At 63.7% G+C, this 19670-nt stretch carries 19 protein-coding genes; 12 read left to right on the top strand and 7 right to left on the bottom strand.

Annotated features, from left to right (window positions below; translation table 11 throughout):
* Positions 1–8: 8 nt before the first annotated feature.
* Positions 9–1037 (top strand): acyltransferase family protein, encoded by a 1029-nt coding sequence (locus JF52_RS0101435; protein ID WP_052166671.1) that lies wholly within the window; start codon positions 9–11, stop codon positions 1035–1037.
* On the opposite strand, the gene JF52_RS0101430 is transcribed toward JF52_RS0101435, so the two are convergent.
* From JF52_RS0101430 to JF52_RS0101415, 4 genes are all read right to left on the bottom strand, one after another.
* Positions 1029–1913 carry a glycosyltransferase gene (locus JF52_RS0101430; protein ID WP_152594791.1) on the bottom strand — a complete coding sequence of 295 codons (885 nt, stop codon included), beginning with the start codon at positions 1911–1913 and terminating at the stop codon, positions 1029–1031. The two genes, JF52_RS0101435 and JF52_RS0101430, sit on opposite strands and share 9 nt — an antisense overlap.
* A 340-nt stretch (positions 1914–2253) precedes the next feature.
* A complete protein-coding gene (locus tag JF52_RS0101425) occupies positions 2254–3411 on the bottom strand; it encodes a glycosyltransferase family 4 protein (protein ID WP_033104750.1) in 1158 nt (385 codons plus the stop codon).
* Between the two features lie 4 nt (positions 3412–3415).
* Positions 3416–4558, bottom strand: a complete 1143-nt coding sequence (locus tag JF52_RS0101420; protein WP_152594790.1) for a glycosyltransferase — start codon at positions 4556–4558, stop codon at positions 3416–3418.
* 16 nt (positions 4559–4574) lie between these two features.
* Positions 4575–5813, bottom strand: a complete 1239-nt coding sequence (locus JF52_RS0101415; RefSeq protein ID WP_052166669.1) for a hypothetical protein — start codon at positions 5811–5813, stop codon at positions 4575–4577.
* A 209-nt stretch (positions 5814–6022) separates the two neighbouring features.
* On the opposite strand from JF52_RS0101415, the gene JF52_RS0101410 reads away from it, so the two are divergent.
* From JF52_RS0101410 to JF52_RS0101365, 10 genes are all read left to right on the top strand, one after another.
* Complete coding sequence (locus tag JF52_RS0101410) at positions 6023–7213, top strand: glycosyltransferase family protein (protein WP_152594789.1); 1191 nt, start codon at positions 6023–6025, stop codon at positions 7211–7213.
* A complete protein-coding gene (locus tag JF52_RS0101405) occupies positions 7203–8372 on the top strand; it encodes a glycosyltransferase family protein (RefSeq protein ID WP_052166667.1) in 1170 nt (389 codons plus the stop codon). The genes JF52_RS0101410 and JF52_RS0101405 overlap by 11 nt, the downstream gene beginning before the upstream one ends.
* Positions 8373–8453: 81 nt before the next feature.
* Positions 8454–9749 (top strand): nucleotide sugar dehydrogenase, encoded by a 1296-nt coding sequence (locus tag JF52_RS0101400; protein ID WP_033104748.1) that lies wholly within the window; start codon positions 8454–8456, stop codon positions 9747–9749.
* 68 nt (positions 9750–9817) lie between these two features.
* Positions 9818–10954, top strand: a complete 1137-nt coding sequence (gene glf, locus JF52_RS0101395; protein WP_033104747.1) for a UDP-galactopyranose mutase — start codon at positions 9818–9820, stop codon at positions 10952–10954.
* A gap of 27 nt (positions 10955–10981) precedes the next feature.
* Positions 10982–11194, top strand: a complete 213-nt coding sequence (locus tag JF52_RS0101390) for an SGNH hydrolase domain-containing protein (RefSeq protein ID WP_033104746.1) — start codon at positions 10982–10984, stop codon at positions 11192–11194.
* Between the two features lie 79 nt (positions 11195–11273).
* Entirely contained in the window at positions 11274–12074 is an 801-nt protein-coding gene (locus tag JF52_RS0101385) for an ABC transporter permease (RefSeq protein ID WP_033104745.1), read from the top strand.
* Positions 12074–12811 carry an ABC transporter ATP-binding protein gene (locus JF52_RS0101380; protein WP_033104744.1) on the top strand — a complete coding sequence of 246 codons (738 nt, stop codon included), beginning with the start codon at positions 12074–12076 and terminating at the stop codon, positions 12809–12811. The genes JF52_RS0101385 and JF52_RS0101380 overlap by 1 nt, the downstream gene beginning before the upstream one ends.
* 102 nt (positions 12812–12913) lie before the next feature.
* Positions 12914–13837, top strand: coding sequence for a hypothetical protein (locus JF52_RS0101375; RefSeq protein WP_152594788.1), 924 nt, complete (start codon positions 12914–12916; stop codon positions 13835–13837).
* A complete protein-coding gene (locus JF52_RS0101370; RefSeq protein WP_033104742.1) occupies positions 13834–14445 on the top strand; it encodes an RNA polymerase sigma factor in 612 nt (203 codons plus the stop codon). Before JF52_RS0101375 ends, JF52_RS0101370 begins: the two co-directional genes overlap by 4 nt.
* Positions 14445–15029, top strand: a complete 585-nt coding sequence (locus tag JF52_RS0101365) for a hypothetical protein (RefSeq protein WP_033104741.1) — start codon at positions 14445–14447, stop codon at positions 15027–15029. Before JF52_RS0101370 ends, JF52_RS0101365 begins: the two co-directional genes overlap by 1 nt.
* A 26-nt stretch (positions 15030–15055) precedes the next feature.
* Here the strand turns inward: JF52_RS0101365 and JF52_RS17125 are convergent, their stop codons facing one another.
* From JF52_RS17125 to JF52_RS0101350, 3 genes are read right to left on the bottom strand one after another with little or no spacing between them, the layout of a single operon-like run.
* Positions 15056–15658, bottom strand: coding sequence for a hypothetical protein (locus JF52_RS17125; protein ID WP_033104740.1), 603 nt, complete (start codon positions 15656–15658; stop codon positions 15056–15058).
* Positions 15658–16620, bottom strand: a complete 963-nt coding sequence (locus JF52_RS0101355; RefSeq protein ID WP_033104739.1) for a glycosyltransferase — start codon at positions 16618–16620, stop codon at positions 15658–15660. Before JF52_RS0101355 ends, JF52_RS17125 begins: the two co-directional genes overlap by 1 nt.
* On the bottom strand, positions 16617–18590 hold the full coding sequence (locus tag JF52_RS0101350; protein WP_235272305.1) for a glycosyltransferase: 1974 nt from the start codon (positions 18588–18590) through the stop codon (positions 16617–16619). The genes JF52_RS0101355 and JF52_RS0101350 overlap by 4 nt, the downstream gene beginning before the upstream one ends.
* 87 nt (positions 18591–18677) lie before the next feature.
* On the opposite strand from JF52_RS0101350, the gene galE reads away from it, so the two are divergent.
* Complete coding sequence (gene galE, locus JF52_RS0101345) at positions 18678–19667, top strand: UDP-glucose 4-epimerase GalE (protein ID WP_033104737.1); 990 nt, start codon at positions 18678–18680, stop codon at positions 19665–19667.
* Positions 19668–19670: the final 3 nt, after the last annotated feature.

Raw genomic sequence — 19670 nt, 5'->3', positions numbered from 1 at the left:
TGCCAGATGTGCTCACGACTGTGGTGCTGAACGGCTACCTCGGAGTGACCTTCTTCTTCGTGCTCTCCGGATTCGTACTTACTTGGTCTGCGCGGCCCGAACTCCCCACCTCGACGTTCTACTGGCGCAGGTTCGCACGTATCTGGCCGGCGCACATGGTCGCGCTGCTCGTCGCCATCCCGGTGTTCTACTCGCTTGCACCTATCGCGGAGGGGAGCTTCCTCAAGCCCTTCGATCTCGGCATTCTTCTCCTATCCGTGGTCCTGCTCCAGGCATGGTGGTCGAACCCGACGATTCTCTTCTCCGGCAACCCCGCTGCGTGGACCCTCACGTGCGAGGCCTTCTTCTACGCCCTGCACCCGTGGATCTCAAGATTCCTCGTCCCTCTCGCCCGTCGTGGCGCGCTGCTGCTGGCGGGGGGAGTCGTAGCGTACGCCTTCGCCTACCGGATTTCCGTGGTTCTTTGGCCCGGGTCATGGCTCGCCGATGTGCCATTGCCGATCCAACGTCTTCCCGAGTTCATCCTCGGCATGGCGCTCGCTTGGGCCATGCGATCCGGCTGGCGTCCCCGCATCCACCCTCTGGTCGGGATTGGATCGCTTGGAGCCGTGATCGTGCTGCAGGTGGTCAGTAACCGCTTCTTCGGTGCCGTACCAGGGCTGCGGTCGATTCCGGCGCTCACGAATGAATTGTTCACCGTCGCCTGCGGACTTGCCATCGTCGCGCTGGCCGCCCACGCACTGAAAGGACGTCGATCCTTCTTCGAATCGAAGATCCAGGTGAAGCTGGGCGAATGGTCTTTCGCCTTCTACCTCATCCACGCGACATTCATCTACATCGCCCTCCGTGTCTTCGGGTATCAGCCAGCGGCCTGGAGCAACCTCGCATGGTTCGCGGGTCTACTGGTCATCGATCTGGTCGCGGCCTGGGCGCTGCACAGTTTCGTCGAGCGTCCAGCCGAACGTCGCATGCGCCGATGGAAGGATCGTCGGGATCAGGCGCGTCGTGATGCGGCACTTGCCTCCGCCTCAGCGTGACTTCGCGATCCACCCATCGATGAGGGCTCGCGCACTTGCTGAACCGGCATGAACAGTGCTGACGAAGGTAATTCCGGCTTTGGCGATGGCGCGAGACTCGTCAGCATGGTGGAGAAGATGCAGAACGACGTCATGAAGAGTGCCCGGCGTCGCTTCAACGATCGGTAGATCGAGACCGGTCAGCTCTCTGACATTGGTGCGAACCGACGGAAGAACATGACCGACGACGACGCGTCCGGCCGCCATCGCCTCGCATGCGGCAACTCCATAGGAACCGAGCCGGAACTGGTCGAGAACGATGTCCGCCGCAGCATAGATGCCAGGCATCGCCGTCGAAGGTGCCCCACTGACCAGGTCGTACTCGATGCTGCCGTCCTCGCGCAACGGCGCGAGCGCTGGTTCGATGTAATGGCTGCCCTTCTGTACGGCGGAACTCGAGACGTGAAGAACTCGAGGTGTTCCGGCGGCGAATGGCGCGGATGCGGTCGCGAATACCTGGGGGTCCACCACAACAGGGCACCACGTCGCCCACGGCACGTCGTCGAGCAGATCCGGTGTGGACACGAAGGTCGGCAGTGGGAGCGCCCGAAGTAGCGCGAGGTTCTTCTCTGCGTCCGCACGCAATGCGGCTGTTCGCGGATCTTCCGGATACGGAGACCAAGGCGTGCGCTGCGCATGCCGATCAGGTTGGCGGATGTCCGTGCCGTGGCAGATGTAGGCGACTGACACTCCACTCTCCTTCAGAGCGGCGATCTCTGCCGCGAGGTCGCGGTCGAACTTTCGCCCGAACATCGACCTCTCAGCCTCCACGAGAACGTGGGTGAACTGGTTGGCTGCCTCCCACTCCGCATCCGCCCAGCTTTGCGACGCATTCACCGTTGTGATGGGAACGATCGTGTCAGCCGCGAAGCGAAACCCTCCCGGCAGTTCGACCGCGAGATTCCTGGCACCGATCTGGGAGTTCGCGTGTTCGACTGAGCGTGCCCAAGCATGAGCCTGACCTGAGTAGTTGGTCGGCGCGATGTAGAGACGGATAGGCGTGCGGGGGACCGTCGTCGGCGCGACTTGCGCACTGCCGAGGAGCTGTGATGCCAACCGCCCGATGAAGCCGTCAGGGTTTCGCGCGACCGACTCCATCGCACGGTTCATCCAGCCTGGCAGGGACGAACGGTGACTCATAAGCCATTCCGTGAGTCCTGAAATCATTCCGCGCATCTCAGCCCCGTTCTGCGACGACCGAGGTCAGAACCGCGACGACTCGACGAGCTACCGCCGACATGGAATGCTCCTGCGCGGTCCATGCGCTCAATGCTGCTCGCTGGTCCGGTGTAGAACGGTTATCAGCCAGTTCGGCCATCGCCGCCGCGATCGAGTCGACGTCGTAAATGCACGACGCCCCGGCGCGAACATGCTCGTTGGCTGCGTCGATGAGCGAACCAGTCGGCCCCGAACCAGCGAAGAGCACAGGGCACCCCGCGGATAAGGATGAGAATGCTTTCGACGCGTATGAATACTCGTAGACGGTGCTGGGCTTGATCGTCGCGAGACTCGCTGCAGCCGCCCCCAGATGGGGCAGCAACTCCGCTGGGGGGACAGGCTCGAGGTACTCGATCCTGTCCTCGATTCCCAACGCTCCTGCTCGCGCCTCGACCAGGTGACGCTCGCTGCCGTTGCCGATGAATCGGAGCACATAGTCCGGATGGGTGGGCAGGAATCGTGCGAATGCGTCAATCAGGATCTCCGCACCGTGTGATGCGGAGTAACTGCCCGCGTAGACGAATAGCGGTTCGGGGCTCCTTTTCGACAGGGGGAACTCGTGCGTATCGGCCCCGAAGCCGGTCAGCGTCACGGCACGGGTGATTCCGAGGGCCCTGAGACGATCCATGACCCCTTGCGATATCGTCACGATATGAGTCGCGCCGTGCAGAGCGAAAGTTTCCAAGGCACGGAGAACTTTCACCACGAACGGTGAAACCGGCTCAAGCTGGGCGGCATCTGACCAGACGTCCGCCGCGTCGTACACATACGGCAGCCTCCGCAGGGCGCAGATGGTGCGTACGACCACCCCGGTCGTCGGTGGCGGTTCCATCAGTACGACGTCCGGTCGACGCGTGAACAGCAGCCGGATCGCCAGCGGGATGTCGAAGCTCATGTACGGGATGTACCCACGTACGTACCCGTTCCTGTCACGGAGAACAGGCAGCGTCCTGACGCGCTCGCCGCGAGATCGCACCTGTGTGCCGCGCGGCGGAGCCGCGGTGATCACGTCAACGGCATGTCCTTGGTTGAGGAGCTCATCGGCGACAGCGCCGAGGTAGATCGAAGCCGCAGCGGGCTCGGGCCGGTAGATTCTTGAGACGATTGTGACGCGCATGGACTCAGCTGAGAAATTCTCGCATCAGCACATCGCGAGAGAACGATCCGTTGTGGAGACGGCGAATGTACTCGGGTCCCGTCGCGGCCAGGGCCTGGTGTTCGTCCCGGCGAGCGACGATATCTCTGAGTGTTGCCTCCAGGGTCTCGATCGTCACGCGGGGGATGGGGAGCGGCATCCCGGCATGGCGCTCTACTTCAGTGCGCACCTGTTCCGTGACGTAGGTGAGCACGACGCGACCGCTCGCCATGGCCTCGCATGCGCCGACGCCATAATCGCCGACTCGGAACTGGTCAAGGATGACGTCGGCATCCGCGAACATCCGCGGCATGTCTTGATTCGCGATCCCCTCAAGCTCGACATACTCGATCAGCCCTTCCTCATCGAGCCGTCGTGCGATAGGTGCGATCATATGCGTCCCCTTCACATGAGTCTGCGTCGGAGCATGTATGACTCGTGGCCGATCTCGAACCAGGGGTGCCGACGTGGTGCGCCATCGTTCAGGATCGATCACGACACCGAGGAAATGCGCGTTCGGCAGATCGAGTAGGAGACCCGCGGTTGAGACGAAGACAGGAACGTCGAGATCTGCGATGAGTGCGAGATTCTCGGCGACGTTCTTCTCTATCTCGTCGACCGGGGCCCAGGTCTCCGCACCGTCGCCGAAGTGTGAATACGGTGTGCTGTGGAGGTGTGTCGAGGGCAGGCGTACGTCCGTGCCATGGCCGACCACACCTACCTTGATACCTGCCTGGCGCAGTAGAGCGACCTGGCGTCGCACGTCTCCGCTGAACATGCCACCGAGGATGGGGAAGCAGGCTTCGATGAGGACGTGCGTGTAGTCGCGTCGGATGACATCCAGCATCGCGTGCTGCCATTCGCGTGAATGCTCGGAGGTTCGCCAGGACACCAGATGATCAGCGTCGTACCCGAACGGATTGTTACCCGTGTGCACATAATTGCGCGCGGATACGAGACCGCTCGTCTCCGCTGCCCGCGCCCATCGATATCCCTGACCTGCGTAGTTCACTGGCCCGATGAGCATTCGGTAGGGCTTGTCCATTTCAGGAAGCGGCGGCGCCGGCACGCTCACACCCTGAAGGCGATCGATATTGGAGGCGACGGCATCCTGGAAACGCTTCGGCATGAGCTGCCATGCTCGCTCAGCGAGAGGGTGCATCGGGAAGCGCCTTCCTGTCGTCAAGAGTCAAAGGATCGATCCACTGTTCTCGCAGAACCCGAGCGGAGCGGCGACCATCGTGCACAAGATTGACGAATTCCAGGCCTTGCTCGCGGCGGGTGCTGAGGTCGCCCTCGTCTGCGAGAGCGCGCAGAACACCCCCGATGGTATCCGGTGTGGCCTCGACGATCGGCAGATCCGCACCGCTCTGTCGTCTGATCAGGTCTCGGACCGAGGAGGAGACGTGTCCGACTACGACGCATCCGGCGGCCATCGCTTCGACCGCCGCAACGCCATATGATCCGATCCGCATCTGATCGATCACGACGTCCGCCTCCGCGAAGGCGCGAGGCATCTGGGCGGAGGGGACACCCGTGATGAGATCGAGCGAGATCACTCCTTGGTCGGCGAGGCTTTCGAGTGTCGACATGATCAGCTCCGTCCCCTTCACGACGGATACTGAAGGCGCGTGCGCAACCCGCAGGGGAGCGTTTACTGCGCGGTCCGTGCGCACTGCGGCCCATCGGGCAGGGTCGACGACCACCGGACACCACGTTGCGGCGGGGAGGTCCAGCAGGAGATCCGGCGTCGAGACGAAGAGGCATCGTTCGCTCCGCTCCAGCAACGCGATGTTCCGGGCGGCGAGAGTCTCTGCGCGCGGAGCGTAGATTTCGGGATCCGCGTAGTGCGACCACGGGTTCTCCTTCAGATGGGTTGAAGGAAGACGGACATCTGTTCCATGTGCCATATAGGCCACGTCGACGCCACTGTCCAGCAATGCCAGAGCCTGCGCTTCCACGGATCGGCCGGCAAGGCGACCGAAGGGCGGCTCCTCCGCTTCGATGAGCACGTGAGTCGCAGTCGCGGCCGCAGCGAACTGGCGTCGCTGCCAATCCGAATCGTTGTGGTAAGTCGCGACGGGAACCACCAGATCGGCGTCGAAGGCGAATCCACCAGGCACGTCGACTGCCATGTTGCGCGCGGATATCGAGGAGCTCGATGCCTCAAGGGCACTCGCCCATGCCCTGCCCTGTCCGGAGTAGTTCATCGGGGCGATCAGCAGACGCTTCTCTCGATCATCGAAGACCGTGACTGCCACGCCCCCCGTCAGCGTAGGACGCCCGAGACGCGCGGCCGCGATTCGTCCGACGATGCTCATGGGCGAGTCGGCGATGTGATCCACGATGCGGTTCGCCCAACGCGGCAAGTCGTTCCGATTCACCACGTACGCTGACCGTCCTCCCGCATCTGGGCATCTTATCGCGCCTCATCGCAAGCAGACTGGACGCAGAAGGCGCCGCGTAGACTCGATGCCATGAGAGCACCGCTTCCTGCGAACTTCGATCCTGCCTCCGGAAAGCCGAATCCGGAACGAATGCATCGTGAGGACGCACGGCTCTCGAACACCGGGTCGGCTACGACGTGATGGCGGTGGATGATGCCTCGGGGGCGACGCGCAGAAGTGGCGCGCTACCGCAGATCCTCGTGCTGTCGTTCGTGCCTATCGATGGCGATCCACGTGTGATGAAGCAGGTCATCCGCCTGCTCGAGGATTACGACGTGACGACCTGTTCGCCTGGACGGTCTCCGCATCCGGAAGTAGCGCATGTCGAATTGCGCGCAGACTTCGTCGCTCCGCGGAGCCTGCCCTCGCGCGCGATCGATGTGCTGGCGCGCGCCACTGAGAGATTCTCCTGGGGGTATTTCCACACCCCGGGTGTGCTGCAGACCGCGCACCTTCTGCAAGGGCGCAGTTTCGATGCGGTCATCGCGAATGATGCCGAGACCGTAGGCATCGCCTCACGCTTGTTCGGCGCTGATCGTGTGCATGCGGACCTTCACGAGTTCTTCCCCGACATGGGCTTCGACAGCTCCCGCCTGGGACGCCGGCAGCAGCGGTACTGGACCTGGATGACACGCAAGCTCGTTTCCAAGGCAAGTTCGTCGACGACTGTCGGCCGCGAGATCGCCCAGTTGTACCGGGAGCACGGAGTCGAGCCGAGCGTCGTCACCAACTCCACGCATCTTCGTGATCTGCACTCCACCCCGACAGGCCGGACGATCCGCCTCGTCTACAGCGGAAACGCCTTTCGAGATTGGGGTCTCGGCGCGATCATGCACGCCGTATCCGAGTCGTCGGCAGATCTCACCCTTGATCTGTATCTCACGCACAATGCGGCGGTGGATCGGCAGTACCACGTCGAACTCGCGCAGCAGCTCGGTGATCGAATCGAGGTGCGAGAGCCGGTACCGCAGTCGCGCCTGATCGAGACGCTGAACGACTACGACGTCGGCATCTTCGTATTGCCGCCTCTGAGTCCCAACAGTGCGCTGGCGCTGCCCAACAAGTTCTTCGATTACGTGCAGGCGCGTTTGGGGATCGTCGTCGGGCCATCGGTGGAGATGGCCCGCATCGTGAAGGAACACAGCCTAGGTCTGGTCACCGAGTCCTTCGATGCTGCCTCGATCAGAGCGACGTTGGACACACTCACTCCGCAACGTGTTGACGCGTTCAAGAGTGCAGCGATGCAGACGGCGGATGAACTCTCGTCAGAGAAGCAGGTCGAGGTCTGGGCAGCCGCGGTCGCGGCTATCGTGGCCCGAGGACAGCATGCTCGCTGACTTCCGCGATCGGACGTATGCGGTTCTGGTGCGGATGCTGCCCGCATCTGTCGCAGGCCATGTGCTGCCCGGCCTCATCCGGCAGTTTCGTGACACGGGCGTCACATCTGTTCGTTCTGCTCCGCGTCGACTGCTCATCGCGCCGGTGAATTCTGCTGGTCAGGGGTACGCGTGGGCACGATCTGCGGAACGCATCGGTGACGTGGCGGCGGCGAACTACATGTTCCGCGGCGCGGATGATGTCTTCGGTTTCGTAGCGGATCATGTGATTCCGGCTACCGCGCTGCTGAGCAATGAACGCTGGCGCAGGGCCCAGCGAGACGCGATCTTCAAGAATTTCACTCACATGATCATTGAATCTGGAATTCATCTCGTCGAGTCGAACGGAGAGCTGCTCCCGCTGATTCGCGAGCTTCAGCAGCATGGTGTCCGAGTCGCGCTGCTCTGGCACGGAAGCGATATCCGGCTCCCCAGCGCTCATGCACGTCGGGAGCCGGACTCACCGTTCGGTAATGGATATCCCGACACCGAGATCCTCGAGCAGATCGCGAGTCGCAACAAGGCTGTCGTCGATGAGGCGGCGGTTGCGGTTTTCGTCTCGACGCCGGACCTTCTGGCCGATGTGCCCCAAGCGAATTGGCTTCCCGTGGTGGTGGAACCGTCGACGTGGGAGGCGTCTTCCCCCGCCTTGGAGCGCGAGCGCCCGGTGGTGCTCCATGTTCCGAGCAGAGCGGGTCTCAAGGGTACTGCTCTGATTGAGGCGACTATGGCGCGTCTCCATGAGGAGGGGGTCATCGAATACCGCGAGGTGCACGGCGTTCCGGTCGCTCAGATGCCGCAACTCTACGCCGGCGCGGACATCGTCCTCGATCAGTTCCTCGCGGGAAGCTATGGCGTCGCGGCGTGCGAGGCACTCGCCGCCGGGCGGGTGGTGATCGGACACGTCGCGGACGAGGTGCGTCGCACGGTTCAGGAACTGACCGGTCATGACGTACCGATTGTCCAGGCGAGGACGACAACGCTGGAGGCGAGTCTGCGACGGATCGTCGCGGACCGCGAGGAAGCTCGTGCAATGGCGCGGCGAGGGCCTGAATTCGTACGCTCGGTCCACGACGGGAGGACGTCGGCCGAGGTTCTTCGCCCGTTCTTGGACTCCTGATGCTCCTCGCCGACGTCCGCTCCAGACGCTCCGCGTTGCAGCGCGCGAAAGCGGATCCGGCACCCGCATAAACTGGAGTCCATGCGCATCGCCGTCGTGGCCCTCGGGAAGATCGGGCTCCCTCTCGCCGTTCAGTTCGCCGGATCCGGCCATGACGTGATCGGTGTCGATGTGAACCCCGATCTCGTGGCCGCCATCAACGCCGGTCGGGAGCCTTTCCCCGGAGAGGCTGACCTGGGAGAGCGACTCGCCTCGGCGCTCGCAGCGGGACGCCTGCGCGCGACCACCGATTACGCCGAGGCGATTCCGGATGCTGACGCCGTAGTCGTGGTCGTACCGCTCTTCGTGAACGAGGAGACCGCGGAGCCCGAGTTCGGCTGGATGGATGAGGCGACCAAGTCGCTCGCACAGCACCTCTCTCCTGGCACGCTCGTCTCCTACGAGACGACCCTCCCTGTCGGCATCACCCGAGGGCGATGGAAGCCGATGATCGAGAAGATCTCCGGGCTGGTCGAGGGAGAGGACTTCCATGTCGTATTCTCGCCGGAGCGCGTCTACTCCGGGCGGATCTTCGCCGATCTGCGCAAGTACCCGAAGCTCGTCGGGGCGCTGTCGGAGCGGGGCGCGAAGTGCGCCGTCGAGTTCTATGAGAGCGTGCTGCAGTTCGATGAACGTCCGGATCTGCCCCGTGCCAACGGTGTCTGGGATCTCGGCAGCGCTGAAGCGGCAGAGATGGCCAAACTCGCCGAGACGACGTATCGAGACGTTAACATCGGCCTCGCGAACCAGTTCGCGCTCTTCGCGGGAGCGAACGGCATCGACGTCCACCGGGTGATCGAGGCCTGCAACTCCCAGGTGTTCAGTCATATCCACCGTCCTGGTATCGCCGTCGGCGGCCACTGCATCCCGGTGTACCCGAAGCTCTATCTCTCGACGGATCCCGACGCGAGTATCGTGCGCACCGCGCGGGAACTCAATGAGTCGATGCCGGAACGCCTCATCGCACAGGCCGCAGCGATGCTCGGTTCGTTCGAGGGGTTGCACGCGGTAGTACTCGGCGCGTCCTATCGCGGCGGCGTGAAGGAGACAGCGTTCTCCGGAGTGTTTCCGACTGTCGCCGCGCTCGAAGCGCGCGGCGCGAAAGTGTCCGTCCACGACCCGCTGTATGACGACGAGGAGCTGAGAAAGCTCGGTCTCGACCCGTACACGCTGGGAGACGACGTCGACATTGCGGTGTTGCACACCGACCACGCTGCTTACCGTGAGCTCACTCCCGCCGAGCTGCCGGGCATACGACTGCTGGTAGACGGACGTGCCGTGACGGATGCCGAGCGCTGGGCAGGGACGCCCCGGCTGGTCGTCGGCGCGAGCGTCTGACTCGCCGGCGCCTGCGGCGACACAGCGTCCACACAGGCTGACGCCTGACCGCAGATACGATTGATCACATGGATCTCCTCATCGTCGGGTCGGGTTTCTTCGGCCTCACCATTGCTGAGCGCGCCGCGGATGCCGGACGCAAAGTCACTGTCATCGAACGCCGCCCGCACATCGGCGGCAACGCGTACAGCGAGGCAGACCCCGAGACGGGCATCGAAGTGCACCGTTACGGCGCGCACCTCTTCCACACCTCCAACGCGACGGTCTGGGAGTACGTCAACCGCTTCACGACGTTCACGAATTACGTGCACCGGGTCTACACCAACCACAACAGCGTCGTGTATCCGATGCCGGTGAACCTCGGCACGATCAATCAGTTCTTCCAGGCCGCTTATTCTCCCGACGAGGCTCGTGCGCTCATCAAGGAGCAGGCGGGGGAGTACGACGTCAAGACCGCGCAGAACTTCGAGGAGAAAGGCATCGCTCTCGTCGGGCGACCGCTGTTCGAGGCCTTCTTCCGCGACTACACCGCGAAGCAGTGGCAGACCGACCCGCACAAGCTCTCCGGAGACATCGTCAGCCGCCTCCCCGTGCGCTACAACTACGACAACCGCTATTTCAGCGACACGTGGGAGGGCCTTCCCACCGACGGGTACACCGCGTGGCTCGAGCGGATGGCCGACCACCCGAAGATCGATGTGAAGCTCGACGTCGACTTCTTCGATGAGTCGCAGCCGCTGAACCGCAAGGTGCTCGTGGGACAGGTGCCCATCGTCTACACCGGCCCCGTCGACCGCTACTTCGACAACGTCGAGGGGGAGCTGAGCTGGCGCACGCTCGACTTCGAGCGTGAGGTGCTGAACATCGGCGATTTCCAGGGTACGCCCGTCATGAACTACCCGGACATGGACATCCCGTTCACCCGCATCCACGAGTTCAAGCACTTCCACCCGGAGCGCAAGGATGTCTACCCGGATGACAAGACGATCATCATGCGCGAGTTCTCGCGCTTCGCGGAGAAGGCCGATGAGCCGTACTACCCGGTGAACACACCTGCCGACCGCGAGGGATTGCTCGCATACCGGGAGCTGCAGAAGGGTGAGAAGGACGTCCACTTCGGCGGACGCCTCGGCACTTACCAGTATCTGGATATGCACATGGCCATCGGCTCGGCGCTGACCATGTGGAACAACCAGCTGGCGTGACCTCGACTGCAAGAACAGTCTCGAGCGGTGGGCGACACGCTGCAGTCCGAGAACCCGGCCGCTGAAATCGACGAATGGGTGACGCTCATCGACTTCACACCGCTGCTCTGTCCGGATGCGATCTGCCGCCCTGTCATCGGCAACATCGCCGTGTATATCGACGACAACCACCTCACGAAGATGTTCGCGACCACGCTTGCCCCCGCGATGCGGGCGCAACTCGGCGGAGGAATCGGATGATGCAGGCAGACGCCGCTACGCTGACAGAGCGCGTGTGTGATATTCGACGTGCGGCACCTCGAATCTGTACGGGAGCGCGATGAGCAGGACGACGGTGGCGGCACCTGGGACGCCGCGACGCTACATGCATTCGCTGTGGCTGCTGTCTGCCCGTGACTTGAAGGTGCGGTACGCGACCAGCTGGCTCGGCTACCTGTGGTCGGTTCTCGACCCGCTGATCATGAGCGGTATCTACTGGTTCGTGTTCACCCAGGTGTTCCACCGGAACAGCATCGGCGAACAGCCGTACATCGTCTTCCTCATCCTCGCGCTGCTGCCGTGGGTGTGGTTCAACACCTCGGTCTCTGATTTCACGCGCGCCTTCCGCAAAGACGCCAGACTCGTGCGCTCGACCTCGATCCCACGCTCGATCTGGGTCAATCGCATCGTGCTGAGCAAGGGGATGGAGTTCCTCTTCTCCATCCCGGTGCTTGCCATGTTCATCATCTTCAATGCGGATAAGATCACCATCGGCTGGTCGCTGCTGTGGTTCCCCGTCGCGATCATCCTGCAGATGGTGCTGCTCGTGGGCCTCGGCCTGCTCGTCGCACCGCTGTGCGTGCTCTACGCCGATCTGGAACGCACCACTGCACTGATACTCCGAGCGCTGTTCTACGCGTCCCCTGTGATCTACAGTGTCAACGACCTCCCAGCCCCATTCGACACGATCGGGGCGTTCAACCCGCTTGCCGGAATTTTCACGCTGTACCGGGTCGGCTTCTTCCCAGACCAGTGGCACACGACGACGATCCTGATCAGCGTCGTTATGACGATCGGCATCTTCGTCCTCGGGCTCTGGGTGTTCCGCTCTCTTGAGCGTTCCGTGCTGAAGGAGCTGTGATGGTCGCTGCGATCGAGGTCAACGGACTGGGTGTGCGCTTCCGCCGCAACCGGCGCGGTCGTCGAAATTTCAAAGACCTGTTCGCCAACGCGTCACGTCGCAAGGCGTCAGGGGAGTTCTGGGCTCTTCGGGGTGTCTCGTTCACCGTCCAGCCGGGAGAGTCGATCGGTGTGGTCGGACGCAATGGGCAGGGGAAATCCACGCTGCTGCGCCTCGTCGCCAAGGTGCTCTTGCCAGACGAGGGCTCGGTCACGGTCAACGGCGGCGTTGCCCCGCTCATCGAGATCACCGGTGGCTTCGTCGGCGATCTCACCGTGCGGGAGAACGTACGACTGACCGCCGGCCTGCACGGCATGTCGAAGACCGAGGTCAGTCGTCGCTACGACGACATCATCGAGTTCGCGGAGCTCGAAGACTTTCAGGACGCACCCTACAAACATCTGTCCAACGGGATGAAGGTACGTCTCGCGTTCTCCGTTGTGTCGCAGCTCGATGAGCCGATCCTGCTGGTCGACGAAGTGCTTGCGGTCGGCGACAAGGCGTTTCGTGACAAGTGCTACAGGCGCATCGATGAGCTGCTCGCTGATGGACGCACCCTGTTCTTCGTCAGCCACAACGAGCGAGACCTGCGGCGTTTCTGCACGCGCGGCCTGTATCTCGACAAGGGCGCGCTCGTGCTGGATGCCGGTATCAATGAGGTGCTGGACCGCTACAACCAGGACTCCGCGTCGCGCTGACCACTGGCGATGCCCACCCGACCTGTGACGTTTTCGCTGCTGCGGACACTACAGAGTGAGGGGCATTCGCGGAAGCCTCCACGGTCGGAGGGAAGCCAGACGGTGAGTCGTGTAGTCGGTGTTGTGATCGCGCTGGCCGTCGTGGTCGGGGCAGCGGGGTGTGGGGCACCGCGACCTGTGCCGCAGACGTCGAGTTCGGATTCGGCGGCGACGGCAGCTGCTTCGCCGCTGCTGACGACCGATCATCCGGTCATGGTCATCGAGCGCGATGGAGAGGCTGACCTCTGCTTCGTAGTCATGCAGTCGTGGCCACCGCTATGCGGTGGAGGTCCGAGGCTCGTCGACTGGGACTGGATGGTTGTGCCAGGAACGTATGAAGAGGCGATGGGCGTGCGCTGGGGTGAATACGTCGTCACCGGTATCTACGACGCGCAGACGAACGAACTAACGGTGGAGACCGTTACCGCGGCGCCCGAACCTCCGCGCGCAGACACTTCAGCGATGGGCCCGCCGCTTCCGACGGCCTGCCCGGAGCCCGATGGAGGGTGGCGCATCCTCGACGAGAGCACGGCGAACCAGGAAGCACTGTACGCGGTGGGCGGTGTCGCCGCGACGCTCGACGGCTACGCCACGATGTGGATCGATCGCAGTCCGCTTCCCCCGGTGCCCGATGACGCTGATCCGCTGGAGCAGCTGCACCATTATGCGGTGTACGCCGGACTCAACATCGTCACCGTCGCAGTGCGCGGCGATGCGGTCGCAGCGGAACAGCGCCTGCGTGAGGTGTGGGGCGGCGCTCTGTGTGTCATCACGGTGGACTACACAGAGGCCGACCGCCAAGCGCTCCTTCAAGAGGTCATGGACGAGTACGCGGCGCGTGGACTCACCATCGCCGGCATGGACGGGGTGACCGGCGTGATCGGCATCACGGTCGTGTATGACTTCGACGGTGCCTTGCAGCAAGAGCTCGACGAGCGCTACGGCCCGGGCCTGATCAGGGTGCACTCCGCGCTGACCCTGGCATGACACACGATAATCAGATTGTGGACGCAAGAGCGCAGACCTCAGACGAAGCGCTCTGGGCGCGGACGCGGGACGGCGATGATGCGGCATTCGCATCGATTTTCGATCGTCACGTCGACCGCGTCCATCGTCAGGCGCGTCGCTTCGTCAGGGGTGCGACGGATGCAGAAGACATCACTTCGATCGTGTTCTTTGAGGCCTGGCGTAAGCGCGACCACGTGCGCATCGTGGACGGCTCCGTCATCGCCTGGCTTCTCGTGACCACCGTCAACGTCGCGCGCAATGCAGTCCGTTCGCGCAAGCGATATGAGAGCGCGCTGCGCGGCTTGCGCGTTGACAGGGTGTCCGATCACGCAGACACGGTGCTGGAACAGTTGACGCTGGAGGGGATGCACGCACCGCTGCGCACGGCGTTCGAAGGGCTTTCGCGCTCAGATCAGGAGGTTCTGGCGCTGTGCGTGATCGAGAACCTCCGGCCGCGGGAAGTCGCGACCTTGATGCGACTGCCAGCCGCGACGATCCGCACCCGACTGAATCGCGCGAAGAAACGCCTGCGCGTGGCCGTGGAAGCTCTGCACCCGGGGGCGTTGGACGGTTGGTTGGAGGCGTGATGTCGCACGACGAACGGATCGATCCGGAATACCGCGGGCGGTTGAGGGCGGAGCTGCTGCGTCAGGTGCGGGCTGACAGCGGGCTGACAGCCGAAGCGGTGCGGGGACGTCGCGCGCGGAGGCTGGTGCTGGGCGGCGCCGGCGTGCTCTCGATCGGCGCCGTTGCCGTGCTGGGTGTGTTCATGTCGCAGACTTTCACGGCATCGCCGGCGCCGACGGTCGTCGCAGAGGCGACAGCGCTGTGCGCCGACGGGATCATCCTCGTGGATGCGGGGGATCCGGTCGAAGGGATCGAGATCACCGTTGCTGCGGGAGACGACTCGCAGGAACGCATTCTGGCTGCGTGCACTCAGCTGTGGCAGGAAGGCGCGTTGCGCGTTGACATCGAGTTCCAGTCATCCGGTGGCAACCCCCAGAGTCAGGGCTCTGTCGCGGAGTCAGGCGATGCATTGACCTCGCCGAAGAGCTTGCCGGTGCCGCCACTGACCATCTGCGAGCTACCAGGTGGGGACCCCGTTGTCGTCCCAGGGATCGAGTGCGGCTCTGCAGGTCTCGAGCCCTGGTCAGTCGACGGCGACGAGTGATGAAGCGCCGTCGACGAGCGTCACATTCAGACGCCGACGAGCGTGCGGAGCTCCTGCAGCGCGGCGGTGGCGGCACCCATGGCGCTCTGCGTGTCTCCGCCACCCTCGAACGCCCCGCGAAGCTCGCCGAGCCGCGCGCTGTACTGTCCGACAGCCTCGTACCACGCCGACGAGATCGAACTCGGAGCCGCCGCATCCGACAGGTGTCCGGCATCCTGCTGGAGCGTCTCGATGACCTGAGCGGCGTCCTGACCGCTTGATCCGGCCGCGATCGAAAGCCCCGTCGAGGCGTCATCGAGTCGTGGCTGCACCTGGGCAGCGAATGTCGCGATGTCGGGATCCGGCACCGGCGGCGGCGTGGGCTCAGGGGCCGTAGTCGGGTCGGCAGTCGGGATGGCAGTGGGCGTGGGCGTGGGCGTGAATGTGGGTGTCGGCGTGGGAGTCTTCGTCGCAGTCGGGCTCGGTGTCGGTGATACCTCGCCGTCCCGCGGTAGGAAGAAGAACAGCAATGCGCCGACGATGGCCAGCGCCAGGACGGACAAGCCCACGATCAGCCAGATGCGACCCTTGTTGCTCTGCTTCGGCTCGGGGAAGATCCACTCGGCTCGGGGCTGCTGCTCGTCGCTCATCAGTTCTCCAATGCCGGCATGGGCTTCCAGGTACGGTCGCGACCGATCTTGCCACCATCACGGATGCCACGGAAAAGATTGCTCGTACCCCGAACAGTGCGCTCGACGAACAGCAGTCGGATGAGCTCCTTGAAGAACGTCGCCGTGGTGCCCAGGCCGAAGAGAACAGGGTTGTAGACGCCGTGCTCGCGGTAGTAGTTCTTGATGAACGCGCGGTTGCGCATGATGTAGTACCGGTAGGCGTTGCTCGAGGCGTTCATGTGGCGCACGCCCATGTCCCACTGCTTGATCTCGCGAGTGCGGCGAAGCACGAACTCGTTCACGATCACGGCGGTGGTCAGCCTGGAGGCGAGCCAGCCGTACATCTGATCATCCCAGTAGATGAAGAAGCGGTGATCGGGGAGTCCGATCTGCGTGACGATCGAGCGGTGGATGAACATCCCCTCGAAGCATCCGCTGTTCATCTCCTTGTAGCCAGATGCATCGAACCCGGCCGGTGCGAAGGGGATGGGGATGCCCATCCGCTCGGCGATCCGGTACTGCCAGTAGAACTCGCTGCCGTCGTAGTCGTAGCGGCGACCCTGGATGCTCTTGAAACGAGGGGTCCACTTGCCCATGCGGGCAAGGCCGTCCGAGATCACCTCGACGTCGTCGTCCATCATCCAGATCCACTCGGAACCCAGTTCGTACGCGGTGCGCATGCCCTCACTGAACCCGCCGGATCCGCCGGTGTTGGTCTCCAGCTTGCGGTACACGATCTCCGTGCCGACGCGCTCGCGGAATGAGTCGACCACTGCGGTCGTGTCGTCAGCCGATGCGTTGTCGATGATCACGACGTTGCCGGGCTTCGGATCCATGGCCGTGATGCTCTCGAGTAGCCGGGTGAGCAGATGCGAGCGGTTGTATGTGACGATGACGATCGTCGCCGACGCGGGGTCGAATGCAGCGGGGGCCGCGGTCATGCCTTCTCCTCGAAGATCTGCTGCCAGGATGCCGGGGAGACGAGGTCGGGCAACGCCTGTCGGTATTGCTTCTGCAGTTCGGGCCAGCGACGCCTCAATTCGGCGTGCAGGCGCATCGTCTCACGCAGCATCTGACGGTATTTCTTGCGGTCGCGCGTATAGATGTTCTTGCCGGATCCGTCAGCGGCGCTCACCAGTGCGCTGTCGAACGCAGGAAGCCGCCACCAGTGCGCATCCTCCTTGCCGAATTCGACCTCGGGCTGTGCGATGTTCGCCGGATCAGGCGTGTGCAGCCAGTGCGTGACGAGGGTCTTCAACGTGAACCACCGGAGCTGCATGCCGCTTGGGCTGTCGAACTCGTTCTTCGAGAGCTGCTTGTATACCTGGCGCCCATGTCGTGAATGGAGCACCGTCGATGGATCGCGATGCACCACAGTCTCGGCGTACTCGGTGGCGAGAGAGCGGGCGTGCGGCATCGCCGTCGCCAGGTTCTCGCGCATGTGGGCGGGCCCAGAGAGCACGTCGCGCAGCGCCTGGGCACGCAGGGCGACGGGGTAGTACTGCATCATCATGAGGTGCTTGAGGTCGACGCGGCGGCTGTGCTTCAGCAGACGGCCGCCACGCGGAACTTCCGAGTGCAGCAGCCCCGCGACGATGCGGTTGCGCGCGTGGAAGTACGCCTGCCAGTCGATCGAGTCGTCCTTGTTGACCCACGACACGTGCCAGAGCGCGACGCCCGGCATCGAGACCGTGGGAAAGCCTGCCTCACCGGCGCGGAGGCAGAACTCGGCGTCGTCCCATTTGATGAACGCCGGCAACGAGAGCCCGACCTTGCGGATCGCGTCCAGAGGGATGAGGCACATCCACCATCCGTTGTAGTCCGCGTCCATGCGCATGTGCAGCAGCTTCGACTGGCGCAGGTTCGATGCACCGAAGTCGTGCGGCATCTTCTCCTGGTAGAGGTTGCGCCACATGAACGGAACCTTGTCGAGCACTTCCGCCCAGCCATGGAGCTTGGGTCGATCGAGCAGATCGAACATGTGACCGCCCACGAGTACGGGGTTGGTCGCGAACCGACCGAAGACTATCGAGCGGCGCACGGACTCGGGTTCGAGCCGCACGTCATCGTCGAGCAGCTGCACGAAGTCGCTCTCCGGGCGCTGCAGGGTCTCGTGCATGGCACGGGCGAAACCGCCCGAGCCACCGAGATTGGGCTGCCTGATGACCTGAAGCGTGTCGCCTAGCTCAGCCGCGACCTCGTCGTAGCCCTCCTGCTCCGCCACGAGCTGCGTTCCCTGATCGATGAGGAAGATCCGGTCGACGAACTCCAGCGCGTCGGGCGATGCCGCCAGCGACTGGAGGGTCTCGACGCAGTAATCCGGCTTGTTGTAGGTCGTGATGCCGAGCGAAGCCTTGCCGACGCGTGTCGGCTCCTGTTCGGTCGTCCATTCGGCGCCTTCCAGGATGGCGGACTTCTCGTCGGCCACGACGTCGAACCAGATCCAGCCGCCGTCGCTGTACTGCGTCAACGCAAGATCGAACGAGGTCTCCGCGTCGCCCGTTACCTCTCTGGTGTCCACGCGCTGGCGCACTCCGGAGCCGTTGGAACGATAGACCAGGATCGTCGCAGGACCCTTGGTGCGCACGGTCAGCCGTACCTCGCGCACGCTCGTCCAGTGCTGCCAGTACGAGGCAGGGAAGGCGTTGAAGTAGGTGCCGAGCGAGACTCGTCGACCCGAGACGATACGTGCGCTGTGTCGACTGAGGATGTTGCCCAGATGCGCGCGGTTCGAGACGCGGACCGGTTCCTCGTCGATCACGGACCAGGTCTCGGGATCGGCGTAGAGCGGGAGGAGGTCGGGGTCGCGGTCGAGGGGGAAGACGACGTTCTGAAGGACGTGGGTCACGGGCGAGATCTCCGGGGATTGCTTCGCCCCGCCCGGGTGGGCGCTCGGCTGTTCAGCGGGCACCGAGTAGCCTACCTTCCGGTCATGTGGAACGCCGCAGAGCGCGCCCATCCCTCTGTACCAGGAACGTTCGGGCTACGATTGCTCGCAATGAAGGCTCTTATCACCGGCGGCGCCGGATACATCGGCTCCACTGTCGCGACGGCGTGCATCGAAGCGGGCATCGAGACAGTTGTTCTCGACGACCTTTCCACCGGCCGCCCGGAGTTCGGCGAAGGACGCAACCTCTACGTCGGCGACATCGCGGATCGTGCACTGGTCGAGCGGATCGCAGCCGAGCACCCCGACATCGACGTCGTCGTTCACTGCGCCGCGCGGATCGTCGTGCCGGAGTCGATGGAGGACCCACTCGGCTATTACGACACGAACGTCGGCAAGACCGTCATCTTGCTCAACAACCTTCGCAGAGTCGGCATCGTCCGCGTCGTGTTCAGCTCTTCTGCCGCGGTGTATTTCGGCGAAGGCGGAGAGGGCGTCGACGAGGCAGCCCCACTCGCGCCCTCTAGCCCCTATGCGACGTCGAAAGCCATGGTCGAGAACATCCTCGCTGACGCGGCGAGGGCAGGAGATGTGCGGGCCATATCGCTGCGCTACTTCAACCCGATCGGCGCCGATCCGCGTCTGCGCACCGGATTGCAGAACCCGACGCCGTCGCACGCGCTGGGGCGGATCATGCAGGCACGCGCCGCAGGCGAGCCCTTCACCATCACCGGGACCGACTGGGAGACGCGCGACGGTACCGGGCTTCGCGACTACATCCATGTATGGGATCTCGCGCTCGCCCATGTGGCGGCCGTCCAGCGCTTCGATGAGGTCGCGACAGCATCCGACCCCTACCAGGTCATCAACATCGGTACGGGAGACGGAGTCACAGTCCGGGAGCTTGTCGCAGCCTTCGAGCGAGTGACCGATCAGCCGATGCCGGTCATCGAGGCCGATCGCCGCCCTGGCGATCAGGCTGGCGCCTACGCGATCGTCGCCCGTGCTGCGTCCGTGCTGGGGTGGCGATCAGAGCGCTCAGTCGACGACGGCGTGCGCGATGCGCTCGCGTGGGCTGAGAAGCTCAACACGTTGGGCTGAGGC

The organism is Microbacterium profundi, from assembly GCF_000763375.1.
In the GTDB taxonomy this organism is placed as follows: Bacteria; Actinomycetota; Actinomycetes; order Actinomycetales; family Microbacteriaceae; genus Microbacterium; species Microbacterium profundi.
Note: the sequence above shows the minus strand (reverse complement) of the source record. Positions and strands in the feature narration are given on the sequence as shown.